Origin of the sequence: Salinimicrobium profundisediminis, assembly GCF_026241755.1 — a bacterium.
Lineage (GTDB): Bacteria > Bacteroidota > Bacteroidia > Flavobacteriales > Flavobacteriaceae > Salinimicrobium > Salinimicrobium profundisediminis.
Window position 1 is genome coordinate 45,275 of sequence record NZ_JAPJDA010000011.1, and the last position, 20,167, is coordinate 65,441.

Annotated in this window: 14 protein-coding genes; 8 read left to right on the forward strand and 6 right to left on the reverse strand. The window is 42.6% G+C overall.

The window, feature by feature from the left end:
- Window positions 1–2 precede the first annotated feature (2 nt).
- Complete coding sequence (gene rodA, locus OQ279_RS07965; protein ID WP_266069343.1) at window positions 3–1,253, forward strand: rod shape-determining protein RodA; 1,251 nt, start codon at window positions 3–5, stop codon at window positions 1,251–1,253.
- Between the two features lie 817 nt (window positions 1,254–2,070).
- Here rodA and OQ279_RS07970 read toward each other — a convergent pair.
- Window positions 2,071–4,203 (reverse strand): carboxy terminal-processing peptidase, encoded by a 2,133-nt coding sequence (locus tag OQ279_RS07970; RefSeq protein WP_266069344.1) that lies wholly within the window; start codon window positions 4,201–4,203, stop codon window positions 2,071–2,073.
- Between the two features lie 145 nt (window positions 4,204–4,348).
- Here OQ279_RS07970 and surE point away from each other — a divergent pair, with 145 nt between their 5' ends.
- From surE to OQ279_RS07995, 5 genes are all read left to right on the forward strand, one after another.
- Window positions 4,349–5,131 carry a 5'/3'-nucleotidase SurE gene (gene surE / locus OQ279_RS07975; protein ID WP_266069345.1) on the forward strand — a complete coding sequence of 261 codons (783 nt, stop codon included), beginning with the start codon at window positions 4,349–4,351 and terminating at the stop codon, window positions 5,129–5,131.
- Window positions 5,124–5,405 (forward strand): hypothetical protein, encoded by a 282-nt coding sequence (locus tag OQ279_RS07980; protein ID WP_266069346.1) that lies wholly within the window; start codon window positions 5,124–5,126, stop codon window positions 5,403–5,405. The genes surE and OQ279_RS07980 overlap by 8 nt, the downstream gene beginning before the upstream one ends.
- A gap of 1 nt (window position 5,406) precedes the next feature.
- Window positions 5,407–6,525 (forward strand): lipid-A-disaccharide synthase, encoded by a 1,119-nt coding sequence (lpxB, locus tag OQ279_RS07985; protein WP_266069347.1) that lies wholly within the window; start codon window positions 5,407–5,409, stop codon window positions 6,523–6,525.
- Complete coding sequence (locus OQ279_RS07990) at window positions 6,522–7,073, forward strand: C40 family peptidase (protein WP_306419756.1); 552 nt, start codon at window positions 6,522–6,524, stop codon at window positions 7,071–7,073. The genes lpxB and OQ279_RS07990 overlap by 4 nt, the downstream gene beginning before the upstream one ends.
- Before the next feature lie 118 nt (window positions 7,074–7,191).
- Window positions 7,192–9,126 (forward strand): ComEC/Rec2 family competence protein, encoded by a 1,935-nt coding sequence (locus OQ279_RS07995; protein ID WP_266069348.1) that lies wholly within the window; start codon window positions 7,192–7,194, stop codon window positions 9,124–9,126.
- Window positions 9,127–9,184: 58 nt separating this feature from the next.
- On the opposite strand, the gene OQ279_RS08000 is transcribed toward OQ279_RS07995, so the two are convergent.
- The 4 genes from OQ279_RS08000 to OQ279_RS08015 form a co-directional block, all read right to left on the reverse strand.
- Window positions 9,185–9,736, reverse strand: coding sequence for a thioredoxin family protein (locus OQ279_RS08000; RefSeq protein WP_266069349.1), 552 nt, complete (start codon window positions 9,734–9,736; stop codon window positions 9,185–9,187).
- A gap of 97 nt (window positions 9,737–9,833) precedes the next feature.
- Window positions 9,834–11,621, reverse strand: coding sequence for a peptide MFS transporter (locus tag OQ279_RS08005; protein WP_266069350.1), 1,788 nt, complete (start codon window positions 11,619–11,621; stop codon window positions 9,834–9,836).
- Complete coding sequence (locus tag OQ279_RS08010; protein WP_266069351.1) at window positions 11,621–13,216, reverse strand: peptide MFS transporter; 1,596 nt, start codon at window positions 13,214–13,216, stop codon at window positions 11,621–11,623. Before OQ279_RS08010 ends, OQ279_RS08005 begins: the two co-directional genes overlap by 1 nt.
- The gene (locus OQ279_RS08015) at window positions 13,216–15,417 is read right to left on the reverse strand and encodes a S9 family peptidase (protein ID WP_266069352.1); all 2,202 of its coding nucleotides are present in this window, start codon (window positions 15,415–15,417) and stop codon (window positions 13,216–13,218) included. Before OQ279_RS08015 ends, OQ279_RS08010 begins: the two co-directional genes overlap by 1 nt.
- A 208-nt stretch (window positions 15,418–15,625) precedes the next feature.
- Between OQ279_RS08015 and OQ279_RS08020 the strand changes: the two genes are divergently transcribed.
- Window positions 15,626–16,939, forward strand: coding sequence for a hydroxymethylglutaryl-CoA reductase, degradative (locus OQ279_RS08020; protein ID WP_306419757.1), 1,314 nt, complete (start codon window positions 15,626–15,628; stop codon window positions 16,937–16,939).
- Window positions 16,939–17,856: a GYDIA family GHMP kinase gene (locus OQ279_RS08025; RefSeq protein WP_266069354.1), complete on the forward strand. Its 918-nt coding sequence runs from the start codon at window positions 16,939–16,941 to the stop codon at window positions 17,854–17,856. Before OQ279_RS08020 ends, OQ279_RS08025 begins: the two co-directional genes overlap by 1 nt.
- A gap of 113 nt (window positions 17,857–17,969) precedes the next feature.
- Here OQ279_RS08025 and OQ279_RS08030 read toward each other — a convergent pair whose 3' ends face one another.
- Window positions 17,970–20,090 carry a peptidylprolyl isomerase gene (locus OQ279_RS08030; protein WP_266069355.1) on the reverse strand — a complete coding sequence of 707 codons (2,121 nt, stop codon included), beginning with the start codon at window positions 20,088–20,090 and terminating at the stop codon, window positions 17,970–17,972.
- Window positions 20,091–20,167: the final 77 nt, after the last annotated feature.

Here is a 20,167-nt window from a genome sequence, read left to right on the forward strand (position 1 = left end):
CTATGCCTAAAACTATTTCCCAGTTTGACTGGCTTTCTATACTTGTTTATTTTTTACTGGTAATCATTGGCTGGGTAAATATCTACTCGGCATCTCTCGATGACACCGCAAGATCATTCTTTGACCTTGATCAAATCTACGGTAAGCAAATGTTGTTTATCATTTTAAGTGTCTTTCTTATAGTTATTCTTCTTTCCCTGGAAGCTAAGTTTTATGAACGCTTTTCCAGTATATTCTATATCATCTCCCTGATTTCTATTACAGGTTTATTTTTCTTCGGAAAAACAATTAATGGCGCCACTTCCTGGTATGCCATAGGAAGTTTTACCTTTCAGCCTGCTGAATTTGCAAAGGTGGGCACAGCCCTGGCGCTTTCCAAGTTCATAAGCGACATTCAAACGAACATCCATAGTCTTTCCCATCAATTCCAGGCCTTTATTATTATAGCCTTACCGGCTGTGATCATTTTAATGCAGCCCGATGCAGGAAGTGCAATGGTGTATGCTGCTTTCTTCTTTCCGCTGTACAGAGAAGGACTCTCAGGAGGATATCTAATAGTTGTGGTCATTGGCGTGCTGGTTTTCGTTTTCACCCTATTATTTGGCCCTATTTGGGTTTCTGTTGGGGCAACGATCCTGGTGGCGCTACTGTTCTTCTTAAAGAAAAAGAGGATAGCAGGTCTAATGGCCTCTCTCAGCTTACTTATTGTAGCTATTGCGCTATCTTTTTCTGTAGATTATATTTTTGAAAACATATTTGAACAACGTCATCGCGACCGTTTCAACATCGTTCTTGGAAAAGAAGTAGATAACCGCGGAATAGGCTACAACACCAATCAAAGTGAAATAGCTATTGGCAGTGGCAGCTGGTTTGGAAAAGGATGGACTGAAGGCACCCAGACCAAAGGAAATTTTGTTCCCGAACAACATACAGATTACATCTTTAGTACAGTGGGTGAAGAATGGGGCTTTGTTGGAAGTGCTGTGGTTATTTTTCTCTTTATCTTTTTGATCCTCCGGATAATTCACCTGGCCGAAAGACAAAAATCCCAGTTTAACAGGGTTTACGGCTACAGTGTGGCCGGGATCCTCTTTTTACACTTTTTTGTCAATATCGGGATGGTAATTGGCATCTTCCCTACCGTGGGGATTCCCTTGCCGTTCTTTAGTTACGGCGGCTCCGGATTGTGGGGCTTTACCATACTCCTGTTCATATTCCTGAAACTAGATTCTGACCGAATGTCTTTCTGGTAGATTGGTTGATAGTCAGTAGTCGGTAGTCGATAGTCGGTAGTTGAGTATCATGATCATGGTTACAGCCGGGAATAAATATCTAATCTATACCTCTCAAAAAAGGTGTTTTACGACTGCATTATTCCGAAGAATTAGGCACAAGAAACCTGTGCTTTCGATGGATTCATTTGATAGTCAGTAGTCGGTAGTCGATAATTTAGAGTCACGACCATTGTTACAGCCGGGAATAAGTATCTGATCTATACCTCTCAAAAAAGGTGTTTTACGACTGCATTTTTCCGAAGAAATTAGACACAAAAACCTGTGCTTTCGATGGATTCATTTGATAGTCAGTAGTCAGTAGTCGGTAGTCGATAGTTTAGAGTCATGATCATGGTTACAAGCCGGGAAAAAATATCTAATCTATACCTCTCAAAAAAGGCGTTTTACGACTGAATTTTTCCGAAGAAATTAGACACAAAAACCTGTGCTTTCGATGGATTCATTTGATAGTCAGTAGTCGGTAGTCGGTAGTCGATAGTTTAGAGTCACGATCATGGTTACAGCCGGGAATAAATATCTAATCTACACCTCAAAAAAGGTGTTTTACGACTGAATTATTCCGAAGAAATTAGACACAAGAAACCTGTGCTTTGGTTAAATCGGGATAAGGCTTTTTCTTCACAATCTAAACCCGAAAACTGTTATTAACGCAACACACATTCCACCAAGAAACTCCTCATTAGCTTCCTCTTTTTAGTCATCACTATGAACGCTGAAATAAGCCATAAAAAAAGGGCTTAAAAAAGCCCTTTTTGAATACTATGTTTCTCTACTTTTATTTTTTGACATCGGCCAAACCAGACTTCTTGATGTTATTCATCTTCATGTCTTCCAGTACATGCACCGCCTCTTCCATGTAGATATCACTCTTAAGATTCTCGTGCCATCTTTCTCTTTTCTCAGAAAGTACAGTATCTACTTCAAATAATTTAATCTCGTAAGGAAGTGATTCAAAACTGAGGTCTGACTGGTATTCTGAGAGCCTGTCAAATTTCTTTGCCTGCTCTTCATTCAGTTCCATTTCCCTGCTGTATTCAGCATAATTAAGTGGAAAAGTAGTACTGTTACGCTGATCTCTAATCCATTCGGCATTCTCCCTGATTAAGTCGATATGTTCATTTTCAGCCATTCTCTTCTGGCTGTTGGAAAGGGTTTCTTCAAAATCTATATAGCCGTTCCATTCTTCAAAAGAAGCTGCTTCAATTTGATCCCATGGCAGGGGATTCTTTTGATCTTTCTCACCTATATCAATAAAGGAATAACGATCGGGCACCACAACGTCACTTTTCACACCTTCAAGCTGGGTAGAACCTCCATTTACTCTATAGAATTTTTGAGTGGTGATCTTTAAGGCTCCAAGGTCACCAAGGTCGTTGTTCTTGATCCATCGGTTAAGGTCAAGTACGTTTTGCACGGTTCCCTTTCCGTAGGTTTGTTTACTTCCAATAATAACTGCTCTTTTATAATCCTGCATTGCAGCGGCAAGAATCTCGGAAGCCGAGGCAGAAAGCTCATTTACAAGGATCACCAAAGGACCATCCCATAAAATTGAGGAATCTGTATCTTCAAGAACCTGTTGGCCTTCAAGTTTAGACTTCACCTGTACTATAGGCCCTTCCTTGATAAACAATCCGGCGATATCAACAACCGTCTTTAAAGATCCCCCTCCATTGTTTCGCAGGTCAAGTACCAACCCATCCATTCCTTCTTTCTTTAGCCTTACAATTTCCTCTTTCACATCAGAAGCTGCATTTCTTTCAGAATAATCTTCCATATCAAAATAGAACTTGGGCAGGTTGATCACTCCGTAAACACGGCCATTCTTCTCTACTTTAGCCGCTTTTGCATAAGTCTCCTCTATCTCTACAACATCTCTAATAATGTCTACTTCTTCAATGGTACCGTCAACTTTTTTAAGAGTAAGGGTAACTTTAGAACCTTTAGGGCCTTTTATAAGGTTTACAGCATCGTCAAGCCTCATTCCAACCACACTTACCGGTTCTTTCTCGTCTTCCTGTTTTACTTTTATGATCTCGTCACCAACTTCTACTTCTTCTCCTCTCCAGGCTGGCCCTCCCGAGATTACTTCAACAATCTTCACATTGTCGTTTTTCTTTTGCAGGCGTGCACCAATCCCTTCAAGTTTACCACTCATGGCCATATCAAAACGATCTTTGTCTTGTGGTGCAAAATAAAATGTATGGGGGTCAAATTCTTCAACAATTGCATTTACATATACTGAAAACCAATCTTTTCTTTCAAGGTCATCACTGAAATCGAAGTACTCATCGAGAGAATTTAGGGTTAACTCCCGTGCTTCTTTTTCCAGCTCGGCGTCAGATTTTGCAACATAATCGGCATCATCCTCCAGCTTTCTTTCCTGTTCTTTCTTTATATCGTAATAATTGGAAATAGCCGAAAACTTAAGCTGCTTTCTCCATCTTTCCTTCATCTCTTTCTTTGAGCTTACATAATCGCGTTTGCTGTAATCGGTATCTAGAACTTCATCTTTGTCAAAGTTGAAAGGCTTATCAAGAACTTCCTTATAGATTCCTTCAGCTTCAGCCATACGCTCTAAAAGTCGGGTATGGGTAAGATCAAAGAATGTGATCTCGCTGTTCTTTATCTGATCATCAAGAAGGGTTTCATATTGCTGAAATTCCTCTATATCACTTGCGTAAAAATACCTTTTTAGAGGGTCAAGCGCCTCGAGGTAATCTTTATAAACTTCAGAAGAAAAGGAATCGTCTACCTCCTTGGCATCATAATGTCCGTTTTTAAGAACATAAGAAATCAGTTCAATTAGGGTTTTATCTTTATTGGGGTCATTGAATGTCTTGGTGGTAAAGCTGCAAGAAGCCGCGGCAAACAGCAAGACCAGCACCAGTAGCTTATAGTTCCTTTTCATTATGGTTTTTATTTTCATCATTAGTATACCTGTACTACAGTAAAAACTATGCCAACTTATATAGTTTTCTCCTTTTTTGTTAATTTACGAATATAAGCCTTTCCTCAGGAAATTAATTTAATTTAGCAGCCATAAATTTTTCATAATGTCTCAGGAAAAACCGCTCATTTTAGTCACCAATGACGACGGAATTACGGCTCCCGGAATTCGAGCCCTTATTGAGGTCATGAAGCAATTGGGAGACGTGATCGTGGTCGCCCCAGACAGTCCCCAAAGCGGGATGGGACACGCCATCACCATTAGCGACACCCTCTTTTGTGATCAAATTACAGTCAAAGAAACCTACAAGCATAAAGAATACAGTTGCTCGGGCACACCGGCCGATTGTGTAAAAATCGCAACCCAGGAGATCCTTCACCGCAAGCCAGATCTTTGTGTAAGTGGTATTAACCACGGTTCTAATTCTTCTATCAATGTGATCTATTCGGGTACCATGAGTGCCGCAGTAGAAGCCGGTATTGAAGGCATCCCGGCCATTGGTTTTTCTTTACTTGATTATTCACTGAACGCCGATTTTGAACCCTGCAAGAAATTTGTAAAACGCATTACCAGGCAGGTGCTAAAACACGGCCTTCCAAAAGGAGTGGTTTTAAATGTAAACCTTCCAAAGCTAAGTGAGGCCGAGATAAAAGGGATTAAAGTTTGCAGGCAGGCCAAGGCCCGCTGGGAAGAAGAATTTGACAAGAGAACCAATCCGCAGGGTCGCGACTACTACTGGTTATCGGGAAAATTTATAAATGAAGACGAAGGAGAAGACAGTGATGAACATGCCCTTTCTCAGGGATATGTATCGGTGGTGCCGGTTCAGTTTGACCTTACGGCACATCAATTTCTAAGCGATCTAAATTCGTGGGAACTCAATGATTAAGAAAGAGATCTTTTTAGGTTTTGTAACAGGGATTGCAGCCAATCTGGTTGGAATGCTCATTTATATCCTCATTTTTTCTGATCTACCCATTTGGGAAACCCTACAGGAATCTATGCGCGGCGGCTTTATTGGTACCCTTATCACCGCAGGCGCAATTTTAAATTTCCTGCCTTTCTTTTATTTTATAAAAAAAGAATACACCTATAGAGCAAGAGGAGTCTTAATGGCCTCTATACTTGCTGCACTTGTGATTGCGGTAATAAAGCTTAGTTAATATGAAATACTACATTATTGCAGGAGAAGCTTCGGGAGACTTACATGCGGCAAACCTCATGAAAGGCCTTAAGAAGACCGATCCCCAGGCTGAGTTCAGGTTTTGGGGAGGAGATCTCATGCAACAGGAAGGCGGCACCCCGGTGAAGCACTACCGCGACCTCGCATTTATGGGGTTTGCTGAAGTGCTTATGAACCTGCGTACCATTCTTCGCAATATTTCATTTTGTAAGGAAGACATTAAAAAATGGGAACCTCATGTCATCATTTTTGTTGACTATCCCGGGTTTAACCTGCGTATTGCAAAATGGGCCCGCAAAGAAGGTTATAAAACCCATTTCTACATTTCTCCACAAATCTGGGCATGGAAAGAAAACAGGATCAAAGACATTCAGCGCGATATTGATGAAATGTACGTGATCCTGCCGTTCGAGAAAGATTTCTACGAAAAGAAACACAACTATAAAGTCAATTTTGTAGGCCACCCGCTTATTGATGCGATTGCAGGAAGACCTCCCGTACAGGCTGAAAAGATCAAAACCGAGCACAATCTTGATAATCGCCCAATAATCGCTCTCCTGCCGGGAAGCAGAAAACAGGAAATATCCAAAATGCTGGAAGTTATGCTTAGCGTGACCGATGATTTTAAAGAGTACCAGTTTGTTATCGCAGGTGCACCCAGCCAGGAAGAGAGCTTCTACCGGCCGTATATCAAAAAGAAAAACGTGCACCTCGTCATGAACCGCACCTATGATATTCTTGAAATATCCACGGCTGCACTGGTAACCTCGGGTACCGCAACGCTGGAAACTGCTTTGCTCAAAGTGCCCGAAGTAGTTTGCTACAAAGGCAACTTCATTTCTTATCAAATTGCCAAACGCATCATAAATCTCGACTATATTTCTCTGGTGAACCTCATTATGGATCGCGAAGTAGTAAAAGAGCTCATCCAAAACGAGTTCAACCGCAAAAATCTAAAAACCGAACTCACCAAAATTCTCGATAAAGAAAACAGGAAAAGGATCTTTAGCGATTACCACGAACTGGAACAAAAACTCGGCGGTAAAGGAGCAAGTGAAAAGACAGCCGAATTAATCTTTAAAAAGATCTCTGCTCAATGATGTTCCTGAGGTTCATGCTGCTGGCCCTCATCTTTACCCTCACTTCCTGCGGGGCACGCAAATCTGCAGTGGGGAATCAGGCTACAGTTGTAGACAGACAGGATGACTATGCCCAACTTCCCGATTTCTACAACGATGCCGAAGACATTATTGAAGAGGTGGGTGAAGAGACCTTCAGCATCATAGATTACGCCCTTCAGTTTCTTGGTACAAAGTACAAATACGGCGGCACCACCCCGCAGGGCATGGATTGCTCGGGTCTGGTCTATACCTGCTTCCTCGAAAATAATATCGAATTACCGCGTTCTTCCAGAGACATGGCTCTTTTGGGTGACGAGCTCGAACTTAAGCAGCTAAAATTGGGCGATCTCCTGTTTTTTAAGACCGACAGGCGCAAAAAGAACATCAATCATGTAGGTTTGGTGGTAGAGCTTGATGAAGACAATATCTTTTTTATTCACTCCAGCACTTCCCGCGGCGTCATTATTTCGGCACTCAATGAAAATTACTGGAAAGAGCATTTTGTGATGGCCCGCCGCATCCTGTAAATTATTATCTTAGGCTAAACACCTGGTAGATAATAATTTGAACACTGCAATCATTCGGCTTACCATTTTGCTGCTGCTGGGAACATGCATCGGCTTTTATTTGGAGCTCTCGCTAAAAATGGCATTTTTGGCACTGCTGCCGGGAATCCTATTATTTCTCCTGACTTTTATTAGAGCCCGAAAATTGCTTTTCCCAGATCTTTTCTTCGGAAGCAGTGTCGCCCTCCTCTTTTTTCTCTTCGGAATTTTTTCTGCAAGCCTTCACCTTCCCAAAAACCAGCCACAGCACTACATTAACAAGATTTCTTCGGAAGAAATACCACTTCTGAAGCTAAATATCCTGGAAACACTAAAACCCGATCGCTACAGCGATAAATATTTTGCTGAAGTGAACGCGGTCAACGGAAAATCTGCGCACGGAAAGCTTCTGCTATTGATTCCAAAAGACAGTCTTAAAATGCCATTTTTGGAAGGTGAGCATCTACTTATTTCTTCCACTTTAGCCCCCATCCCCGCGCCCCTCAATCCACACCAGTTCGATTATGCTGCTTTTATGAACAGAAAAGGAATTTGGCGACAGGCCAATCTCCGCCATGGAGTTTCAAAAACCCTGCATAAAAAAGAATCCGGAATAAAAGTAGCAGCGGCAAACTTAAGGCGTGAAATCACTTTAGCACTTAAAAAGAATAATTTTAAGCAGGAGGAACTTTCTTTGGTACAGGCACTGCTGCTGGGTCAAAAACAGGATATTTCAGCGCAGACCTACAACAATTTTGCAGCTGCAGGAGCCATACACATCCTCGCGGTATCGGGCCTGCATGTGGGAATCATTTTATTGATGTTACACTGGCTTTTTAAACCTCTTACAAGTCTCAAAAATGGCAAATTCTTAAAGACTTTCCTGGTCATTTTATGCCTCTGGGGCTTTGCTGTTCTGGCAGGACTTTCGCCCTCGGTGGTGCGGGCAGTGACCATGTTCAGCTTTATTGCCGTGGGCCTGGAAATTAAACGACGTACCGGAACCCTCAATTCCATCTTCCTTTCGCTGCTCCTACTGCTACTCATAAAGCCGGGATGGATCTTTGAAGTCGGTTTTCAACTGAGCTATCTGGCGGTGCTTTCTATTGTGCTTTTTCAGCCTTTGTTTAACAGGCTATACGCTCCTACAAACCGCATTGTAAAATATCTTTGGGATTTACTCAGCGTTACGCTTGCTGCGCAAATAGGAGTATTGCCCCTAAGCCTCTATTATTTCCACCAGTTTCCCGGCCTCTTCTTTCTCACAAACCTGCTCATCCTTCCGTTCCTGGGTCTCATTCTTATTGTGGGCGTGCTGGTCATCTTTTTGGCTGTTGTAGATGTACTGCCCTCTTTTATTGCTGAAACCTACGGAATCATCATCAAAATCCTGATTAAAACCGTGGACTGGATTGCCGGGCACGAACAATTCCTCTTTAAAGACATTGCCTTCAGTTTACCGGAAGTATGGAGCTGGTATTTCTTTCTTTTCGCTGCATTTCTGCTATGGAAAAACTTCAGCTATAAAAGCCTCATCCCTGTACTTATTTCAGTAATAATCCTGCAATTGGTTTATATTTCTTCCGAAGTAAATAGGGAGAATCGGCTTATTGTTTTTCACAAAAGCCGAAGCAGCCTGATAGCACAACAAAATAGTGAACGATTAAAGCTTTACCACAACCTCACAACACCTGCGAAAGACCTGAAGCTAATTCAAAATTTCATGGTGGGAGAAGATCTTCAACAAATCAGGGAAGTGCCACTTCAAAATATATACCTTCAAAAAAGGCATTTTTTAGTGGTGACTGACAGTAGCGGAATCTTTCCGAAGCAAACGCCTTTGAACACTCACCTGCTACTTTCGGGCACTCCCAGGATCAACCTGGAGCGGGTATTAATGAATTTTAAACCTGAAGTGATCATTGCCGATGGCAGTAATTATCCTGCGGTTATAAAAAGGTGGGAGAAAACTGCAAGCGCGAACCACATTACATTTTTCTACACCGGTGAAGACGGGGCTTATATCCTGGAATAAAAAAAGGCCTCACCAGTTTTAAAAACCCGGGAGACCAGAAATTTCATGTTCAAAAAAGCTATTTTGAATCTGTAAATTCATTTTCGAAAGCCGCGGAATATTCCTGGAAAGCTTCGGGACTGGTTATTTTCTTGTAATCTTCATCTACGAACATCTTTAAAAACAGCTCGAGCTGCTGCGGGGTGCGGTACCCGGGAATTGGCCCTATGAGGTTAGCCTCTTCATCAAAAAAGACCAGACTTGGGTAGCCGGTGATCTTCATGGCCCTTGCAAAATCATGTTGACTATTTCGACCTCTTCTCTTAGGATCGTAATTAGGGTTTTTAAAGGACATATCCTGGTAATTGATCTCCTCGGTACCTTCAGCATTGAATTTTACTGGATAATAATGCCGGTTGATGTATTTAATGACATCTTTATTTGAAAAAGTGTTCTTATCGAGCATCTTGCACGGGCCACACCAGGTGGTATAGGCATCCATGAATATTTTTTTAGGCGCTTTCTTTTGAGCTTCAAGGGCCTCATTCATGGTCATCCACTTGATCTCCTGCCCCAGCATGGCAGAAGCCGAAAACAGCAAAACAGCAAGGCTAAGAATAATTTTCTTCATACTTTTTCTTTGTCTTTTAGCAATAGTCATTCCGAAATTTTCAAAAAAACTACGCCCTCGGGAATGAGGGCGTAAAAATAGCATTTTAGGGAGGAAATTATTTAACCCCGTGCATCAATTTCTTTAGTAAAGGATTCAATACTGCCACTAAAACCCCGGCGCTGATAGGAACAACAGTAAAAATAAGAAAGAAAGTAGAGAGGCTGTATTGTTGTGTAATCTCATCGATCATACCCCCAAAAGAACCGGCCAGTTTGTTCCCAATCGCAATAGCCAGGTACCACATCCCAAACATAAAGGCAATCATCCTTGCCGGCACAAGCTTACTTACATAAGAAAGACCAAGTGGAGAAAGACAAAGTTCGCCCAGTGTGTGGAAAAGATATGCGAGAATAAGCCAGATCATACTTACTTTGGCTCCTTCGGCTACACCACTTGACCCAAAGGCCAGCAATCCGAAGCCAATCCCGAGCAGGATCAAACCAAAGCTGTACTTCCATGCTGCGGAAGGATTGTACTTGCTTTCCCACCATTTTGAGAAGAAAGAGGCAAATACGATAATAAAGAATGAGTTGAGAATACTGAACCATGAAACAGTGATTTCAGTCGCGTCTCCCTGGAATTCTCTTACAAGCATCCAGATCACGATAGCCCAAATTATTCCGAAGCAAATTACCAGGACAACATTAGATCCCAGCACTCGCTTATGAGTCTGCTTCCATAACAAATACAAAACCCAGGTGATGATCATGAGCGGCACCACCGTAAGGAGCGTATTAAAAACATTGAAAACAGTGGCGCCTGCGCCCACTAAAACCCTGTCTACAGAGTCTCGTGCAAAGATGATGAGGGAAGTAGCTCCCTGCTCAAAAGACATCCAGAAGAAAACCGTGAAAAATGCGAAGATAATTACAGCGATCATCCGGTCGCGTACCACTTTAGCATATCGTGAGATACGGGAAATGACCAGGACCAGAAACAGCCCGAGGCCAATTAATGCCAACCCTAGTGGTCCCGAAAAAGGCTCCCCCTGAAAGTCGAAAGGCATAACAGCCGGAAGTAAATTTAGATTAGCGATTCTGGAAACCGGATCGTTGATCAAATACAACAACCCTATAACTGAAGTAGCAACCACCAGAATCTTGTCTAAAAGCGTGAATGGGTTGTGAGAATGATCTTTTACTCCAGATGCTTCTTCTTTAGCCTTTTCTTCGGCAAGTTTAGCTTTATCGGGCACCCCACCTATGTTACCAAAGAGAGGTTTTGCCAGCCAGAACTGCAGGGTTCCAAGGAACATAAAGATACCAGCAAGACCAAAGCCCCAGCTCCATCCTACTCTTTCGGCCAGGTAGCCGCATAACATCATTCCGAAGAAAGCCCCGGCATTTACGCCCATGTAGAATATGGTGTAAGCCCCATCTTTCTTATCGGGCTTACCATCATACATTTCAGAAATAATCGAGGTAATATTGGGCTTAAAGAAACCTGTTCCTATAACCAGCAACGCAAGCCCAAAGTACAGGGAGAATTCGGTTTCTAACGCCATAGAAGCATGCCCCAGGGTCATAATTGCAGCACCAATAACCACCGCCCAGCGATAGCCGGTAATTTTATCGGCAATGATACCACCTGCAATAGGGGTAAGGTAAAGTAAACCTGCATAGGTCCCAAAAAGGGCACCTGCGTTCTCTGCACTCCAACCCCATCCGGGATTATCAACACCCACAATTGCCATTGTAAGGAAGTTGATGAGGAGCACCCGCATCCCGTAGAACGAGAAGCGCTCCCACATCTCTGTAAAGAAAAGAACAAATAGGCCGGCGGGATGGCCCAAAACTTTTGATTTAAAGAAATCGTTCTCTGCCGCTGGAACCGTAGCTGCCATTATCTTCTTCTTTTATTTGCTTCTTTTTCTACAAGATCATCGTCACCGAGTTCAAATTTTTCCTGCTGTGGTAACTCGCGCTCTTCATCTTCTACTCCGTGAGTAAGACGTTTAAGAGGCTTAAGCATTAACAGGACAAGAATAGCAAAGGCAACGGTGAAGATGGTAATACCCATAAAGATGGTTCCATCACCAGCTTCAGAAGAATATTCTCCCACAATTCCCGCAACCTTGTTTCCAAGACCTGTCGCTGCAAAATAAACTCCCATCATTAAAGACGCGTATTTTACCGGTGCAAGCTTGGTAATGAATGAAAGTGCCACCGGCGACGAACTCAATTCTCCTATAGTGTGGAATAGATAAGCCAATACCAGCCAGTACATAGCCGAAGCTCCATTGTTCTGAAATTCCATAGAGGCAAATACCATGAAAACAAATCCAAGCCCCATGATGATAACCCCAATTGCCATTTTAAAGATAGAAGAAGCTTCTTTACTCTTCAATTTTCTCTTAGCCCAGAAGTTGGCGACGATCACTCCGAAAATAATAATGAAAAGTGCATTTAAAGACTGAAACCAGGAAGCAGGCACTTCGCTGCCTATCAATGGCAAGCTAAAAGGCAATGACCTGTCGGTTTTCTCTAGAGCATAGATATTCATAAGCCCACCGGCCTGTTCAAAAGCCCCCCAGAATACAATTACCAGGATAAACGAAAGCAGCATTACAACATACCTGTCTTTCATCACCTGCGTAGTAAGATCTTTATAAACCATGAGCATCATAGCCGTAACGAAGGTTAGGAATATGAATAGGAAACCGTAAGCTATGTCTATGGCAAGAAGATAATAAATTGAACCTGCCAGTAGCACAGCAGTGATTGTTAACTGTAGCGGAGATTTGAAAAGATCTTTGAACATCCCGCCAAAAGAAGCACCTGAATCTCTTTCAGCTTTTGAAAGTAAATTCCCTACTTCTGTAAGGTATTTTTGCCCCCACAGGTACACTAGAAGCCCAAGTGCCATGGCTATTCCTGCAAGACCGAAGCCCCAGTGCCATCCAATATTCTCACCTACATAACCTACAATTAAACTTGAAAGGAAAGCTCCCAGGTTGATCCCAATATAAAATATGGTAAATCCTTTATCACGGCGAATGTCCCCTTCTTTGTAGAGACCTCCCACCATGGTAGAAATATTAGGTTTAAGCATTCCCACGCCGGCAATAATTAACCCAAGCCCGGTGTAGAATGCCCACATTTCTTCAACTGCGAGTATCCCGTGTCCTGCCACTAAAATTATTCCTCCCCACAGCACAGTTTTTTTCTGCCCCAGAAGTTTATCGGCTATTATCCCTCCCGGAATGGAAGCCACATATACCAGCATTGTGTACCATCCGTAAAGCGCCAAAGCTTCGGCATTGGTCCAGCCGAGACCGGCATTTCCGCCCTGGGTAGCGCTAACAAGATAGAGTACGAGAATGGCGCGCATTCCGTAATAGGAAAAGCGCTCCCACATTTCAGTAAAAAATAAAATGTATAGACCTACCGGGTGACCAAATAATTCACTCTTTTGAGGTGCTGTTGTTGCCTGTGCCATTATAGGGATGATTTGATATTAGAATTAACTTTTAGATTTTCTTCGATAAAGTTCGTCATGAGCGTATAAAGGTGCATACGGGTGTTACCACCGTAAATACCGTGATTCTTATCGGGATATATTGCCCAGTCAAACTGTTTGTTCGCCTGCACGAGGGCTTCTATCATTCTCATGGTATTTTGAACATGAACATTGTCATCTCCTGTACCATGAATAAGCAGGTAATCTCCTTTTAGCTTCTCCACATGATTGATGGGCGAATTCTCATCATATCCCGAAGGGTTCTCCTGCGGGGTAGTCATATACCTTTCGGTATAGATGCTGTCGTAAAATCTCCAGCTGGTAACCGGTGCCACTGCTATAGCCATTTTATAGACGTCATTACCTTTAAGAATGGCATTAGATGACATAAAACCTCCATAGCTCCAGCCCCAAATACCCATGTTGTCTTCGTCTATGTAGTCTCTTGATCCAAGGATTCGTGCGGCTTCAATAATATCTTCCACTTCATATTTTCCAAGTTCCTTTTGGGTCACTTTTTTAAAGGCAGCACCTTGAAACCCGGTACCGCGAGGATCAATTCCCACTACAATATATCCTTTGCTGGCAAGCATTTGATACCAGTAGTCATTCGTGCTGTGAAAGCGGTTGCCTACTTCCTGAGAACCAGGTCCCGAATACTGCGAGACAAAAAGCGGATACTCTTTTGCAGGATCAAAACCAGCAGGCTTGATCATCCACATATTGAGATCGGCGCCATTTACCGCAAGAGTTGAGAATTCCTTAGGCACAATCTCATACTCTGCCATTTGCTCCAAAAGCTCCTCGTTATTGACAATCTCCCTTACAAGTTTCCCATTCTTTGCGAGGTGTAGGGTAAACTCATAAGGCGTAGTCGCGCTGTTGTAGCTGTTGATGAAGTAAGTAAAATCGGCACTAAAGTCGGCACTGTTTTGCCCCACCTTATCTGTAAGTTGTTTTTTATTCTTTCCGTTGGTCCTTACTGAAAACACATCACGATTGATGCTTCCGTTCTCGGTACTTTGGTAGAAAATAGTTTTGGTTTTAGGATCAAGACCGTAGTAATTGGTCACCTCCCAGTTACCTCTGGTCACCTGATTTTTCAGTTTACCGTTCTTGTCGTAGAGATAAATGTGGTTCCAGCCATCCTTTTCACTGGTCCAGATGAAGCTGTTATCTTCCAAAAATGTCAAATTATCGGTCACATCTACGTAAGCTTCATCGGTTTCTGTGAGCACTACTCCAGCTTTATTTGCTTCAGCATCAACAAATATTAGATCGAGCACATTTTGATGACGGTTAAGAACCTGTGCACTTAACACATTGGCATCATTGGTCCATTTTATCCGCGGAATATAAAAATCTTCGTAATCACCCAAATTCACGTCTGAAACTTCTTCCTGCTGAAGATCATAAATATGAAGGCTTATTTCTGAATTTTTTTCTCCTGCTTTAGGGTATTTAAAGACTGTTTGGGTTTGGTAAAGATCCTGCCCGTAAACATCCATAGAGAATTCGGGGACTTCAGTTTCGTCGAACTTCAAAAAAGCGATTTTATCACCAGATTTATTCCACTGAAAAGCGCGCACAAAAGAAAATTCTTCTTCATACACCCAATCGGCCACCCCGTTGATGATCTTGTTCATCTCCCCGTCGGTAGTCACCTGCGCCACTTTTCCGGAGGAAAGATCTTTCACGAAAATGTCATTTTTGAATACATAAGCAACCTTCTCCCCATTTGGCGACAGGGTAGGTTCCTTGATTTTTTCTTCTGAAATCTTTTTCAGTTCATTCGTTTGCAGGTCGTACACGTAAAAGATCCCGCGGGTAGAGTGCCTGTAGATAGATTCAATCTCTGTGCCCAGCACCAGTTTAGATTCATTTTCACTGAATTCATATTCCGAAAAATATTGAATTTCCTCAAGATCTTTACTGTTAAGAATAGTTCTTGTCTTTTCACCGGTCTTGTAAGAATAAGCATCTATGGCTGATGTGCCTGCACTACGATCAAAATTAAGCACCACATACTCTTCTCCATTATTGAGAGATTGCAGGGCTTCCATTCTTTCCTGCCGGAATGTTCCTCCCCAAATGTCTTCAAGTGTAATTGCTTTTTTCTGCGCAGTGAGAACCGTTGTAGCCAAAAGAAAAAGGGCCAAAAACCCGTAGGTCAACTTCATTTTTTGCGTTTAAAAAATTTGCTTGCCAAGTTTAGTAAAAATTCGGCTAAAAAACAGGCTTTCTGCTGTTAAATCATAAGAAGATGTTAATGAACCGAATGAGTGTAGATGTGCAAATCTGTAAGTTTTGCTCCCTCTGCTCCAGAAATTCTAACAGCTGCCATGTTTCTTACAGTAATTGTATCTTTGTGCTCTCAAATTTCACATAATGATCACACCTATTTCGGGCTTTTCCAAACTGTCAAAAGAGGAGAAAATTGACTGGCTTAGCCAAACATACCTGGCTCACAATACAAACGCCAGGAAGATCTTAACCCAGTACTGGAACCCCGACTCCGGCCTGCAACAGCTCCACGAAGAGTTTACAGAGAACACCCTGTCAAATTACTACCTGCCTTTTGGGCTTGCCCCCAATTTTCTTATCAATGACCGGCTTTATGCGGTACCCATGGCTATAGAAGAAAGCTCGGTAATTGCTGCGGCGAGCAAAGCAGCCAAATTCTGGAGTGACAGGGGCGGTTTTAAAGCTGAAGTTTTGGGAACAGAAAAGATAGGGCAGGTACATTTCATGTACTCTGGAGACGGGAAAAAGCTGGAGCATTTTTTCAATAGCATCAAATCAACATTACTTGAAGCAGTAGCTCCCCTCACCAAAAACATGGAGAAGCGCGGCGGCGGAGTAATGAATATGGAGCTGCGTGACAAAACAAAGCTACTCGACAATTACTACCAACTGCACTGCACTTTTGAGACTAAAGACTCTATGGGTGCAAATTTCATCAACTCCTGCCTGGAGCGTTTTGCTGAAACTTTTCGTGAAGCAGCTAAGAGCCATGAGGCTTTTAACGCTACCGAAAAGGAGATAGAGATCGTGATGAGCATTCTTTCTAATTACGTACCCGGTTGTATCGTAAAAGCTGAAGTTTCCTGCCCGGTAACAGCGTTGGCCGATCAGGGCATGAGCGGGGAAGATTTCGCTGCAAAATTTGTTAGGGCCCTCAAGATCGCTGAAGTTGAGCCCTACAGGGCGGTGACCCACAACAAAGGCATCATGAACGGAATTGACGCGGTAGTACTGGCCACAGGAAACGATTTTAGAGCGGTAGAAGCAGGTATTCATGCTTATGCCTCAAAAGATGGGAAATACAGCAGCCTTACCCACGCCGAAGTACACGATGGACAATTCAGGTTTTGGATGGAGATTCCGTTGGCCCTGGGAACGGTAGGTGGTCTCACGGCATTACATCCGCTTTCAAAGATCGCTTTGGAAATTCTGCAAAAACCTTCAGCCGAAGAACTTATGAAAATAGTGGCAGTAGCCGGCCTGGCACAAAATTTTGCCGCCGTAAAGTCACTTATCACCACAGGAATTCAGCAGGGACATATGAAAATGCACCTTATGAATATCCTCAACCAATTCCAGGCAACAACACAGGAAAAAGAAGTGCTAACAAGCTATTTTAAGAACCACAATGTTTCGCACAGCGCAGTGGAGCAGCAACTTGAAAAACTGAGAAGCTAATGGAGGTATTCCACAGTCACGGAAAATTACTGATAAGCGGGGAATATGTTATTCTTGATGGCGCCACCGGTTTTGCCTTACCCACAAAGTTTGGACAAAGCCTGGAAGTCACAAACATTGAAGAGCCTTTAATAAAGTGGAAAAGTTATGATGAGAAACAGGAAATATGGTTTAAAGACAACTTTGAAATTTCAGCTTTAACCTCTTCGGAAGCACCACGGAAGCATGAAAAAAATGAGGTGTCAAAAATGCTATTTTTGACACTCTTTTTTGCCAGGAAAATGGCTCCGCAGAAATTTTCTGAAGGCGGATTTGAAATCACCACAAAATCGGACTTCCCAAGAAACTGGGGCCTCGGAACATCATCGACCCTTGTTGCAAACCTTGCCAAATGGCTGAAAATTGACCCTTACGAGCTCCTGCAGCACACTTTTGGGGGCAGCGGCTATGATGTGGCAGTAGCCATGCACGAAACCGCGATCACCTTTGAAAAACATCCCTTTGAAAATAGCATTTTAAAGACCTCATTTGACCCTGCTTTTAAAGACCAGATCTTTTTTGTGCACCTAAATCAAAAACAGAACAGCCGCGAAGCCATACAGCACTACAGGCAGCAGGACAAAACAGCCTTAAACACGGGCATTGATAAAATTTCGGCACTCACCCATAGTTTAATTAGCAGTAAAGATCTTTTGGAGTTTAAAATGCTCCTGGAAGTACATGAGAATATTATCTCACAGCTGGTGGGGCTGCAAAAGGTCAAATCCCGCCTGTTCCCAGATTACCCGGGGGCAATAAAAAGCCTTGGCGGCTGGGGCGGTGATTTTATACTGGTCACCGGCACAGCCGAGGATATGGAATACTTCAGAAGGAAAGGCTACAACACCATCCTCTCCTATTCTGACATGATCTTATAAAGGCTTTACCTCCCCCAAAGTATTATTTAAATAAAACCTTTTTACATCACCACATAAAATGAAAAAAGCCCTTCAAATGAAGGGCTTTTCTTATATATTTTTCTAACAGGATCCTAGTAGAACCTTGCGCGGTTATCTTCAATTTCTGCAGATTCTTTAAGCGCCTGGAAAACCTCAGTGTTCACAGTTATGCGTCGGGCAGAAGCCTCTCTTGCAGCATAAGGACGATAAGATTCCATTTGAGGAGCGTCATTTTTTTGAAGTACTTTCACTACAAAAACTCCTTTTTCACCCTCTAGAGGACTGCTGGTTTCACCACTTTCAAGTCCGAAAGCTGCTCCCACAACTTTTGGCTCACTTCCAACACCTGGAAGGGTTGGGCTATTGCGGTTCACTGCGTTTGCAGTATTTACCTGCACTCCCTGCTTTTGGGCGATGGCCTGAAGATCGCTTCCGCTGATCTCAGATTTTATAATCTCAGCTTTCTTTTGCTTCTGAAGAATTGGAATAACGGTTGCAGACGCAGCTTCAGCCGATTTAAGGCCACCTTTATTCAATCCGGTAACCTGCGCCACCACATATCCTGAAGGAACTTCAAATCTTCTAATATCTCCAACTTCAACTTCTTCTTCAAATGCCCACTGCACAATTCTTCTCTGCGCCCCAATACCTGGGATATTTTCTTCGAGTTGTTTAATTTCTTTTACCGGTCTCACTTCTTTTCCTCCCTCTTTTGCAAGATCAGCAAAGTTGCCATCTTTTGCACCGAGTTCAAATTTTGTCACTTCAGCAAAAAGCTCGTTTGATGTTTTTTCTGAAGGCTGGATAGCCCTTGAAACAGTTGCCAGTTTAACAGCTTTTTCTTTTTCAGTTTGCTCCTGGATGTGGATCACGTGGTATCCAAATTGAGTTTCAACTACTCCTATAGATCCTTCGTTATTATTAAACACGAAATCATTGAATGGAGGCACCATTGCTCCAGGACCAAACCAGCCAAGCTGACCTGCATCTTCTTTGTTGGAAGCATCGGCAGAGAATTCTGAAGCAAGTTCAGCAAACTTGTCTTTGTTACCTTTTACTACGTTAGCAAGGCTATCAGCCAATTGCTGCGCCTGCTCTTTACTCCTGGTCACCTGTCCTCCTACCGGAGAACCCTGCCATGATACAAGAATGTGTCTTGCTTTCGCAGAATCTGGAATCTGAGCAGTTTCAACTACTCTCGCCAGCCTGTAAGAACCATTGAACTTAAATGGACCGTACACTTCTCCTTCATTCAGGTTGAACAAAGAATCTGCATGATCTACAGGTAATTGGTTTTTGAACACGAACCTGTCCTGGAATTTTTCATCAGATCTTTCATTAACGAGAGTTTCCCAGTTTCTGGTTGTTGCAAAACCTTCAACCGTATCGCTGGTATTGGTTGCAGCGTTGAATTCAACTTTATCATTAAGAAGTCCCAGCAGCTCATTCTTCACTTCAGCTTCATCTTCAACAGAAGCAGTTTCTTCATAAAGAACGTACTGGATATCCCGTGTAGCTTCAGTTTTAAACTGTCCCGGATGTGCTTTTACGTAGTCTCTGATCTCATCTTTAGAAATTTCTACCTGTGAGTCTTCAACTGTAGTGTAGGGAATGTGAACAAACTCCATGTCTACATTATCGTTAGTAAACCTGTAAGCCTGCTCGCCTTCAAGAAGCGTTGCCCCTACCCCGGCACGAACCAGGTTAAGATAGATTTGCTCTCTGGCAGTTTCGGCAAGACTGGTTTCAAAATCTAACCATTGCTGATATGCCTGGGGAGAAGTAGATCTTAAAGTAGCTACATATTCTCTTAATTTGGCTTCATCAAAAACTCCGGCCTCGTTAGTGAAATTAGGATTGTTTGCCAGTTCCCTTCTCATCATCTCTTTCACCTGAGCTTCTTCTACACGAATACCCAGCTCTTCAAACTGCTCTTGCATAAGCGTTCTACGAACGTTCATTTCCCAAACCTGGTTCACAACTTGTGCAGTGGTCGCATTTTGACCCATGTTACGCTGCAAAGACTCAACCTGACGGGCAAACTGCTCTCTATCAATGTCCTCACCATTAATTGTCGCTATGGTATTCTGTGATTTCTGAGAAACCATCCCTCCGTTCCTAATCACATCGGCTAAAACGAATGAGAAAAGTGCCAAAGCAATGATCACGATAAGGAAGACCGAACGTTGTCTTATTGAATTTAATACTGCCATTATCTTATAATTAATTCTAAAATATAGGGGGCGAAAATAACGTTTTTAGCTTTACTAAAAAACTATAAATCTTCAAA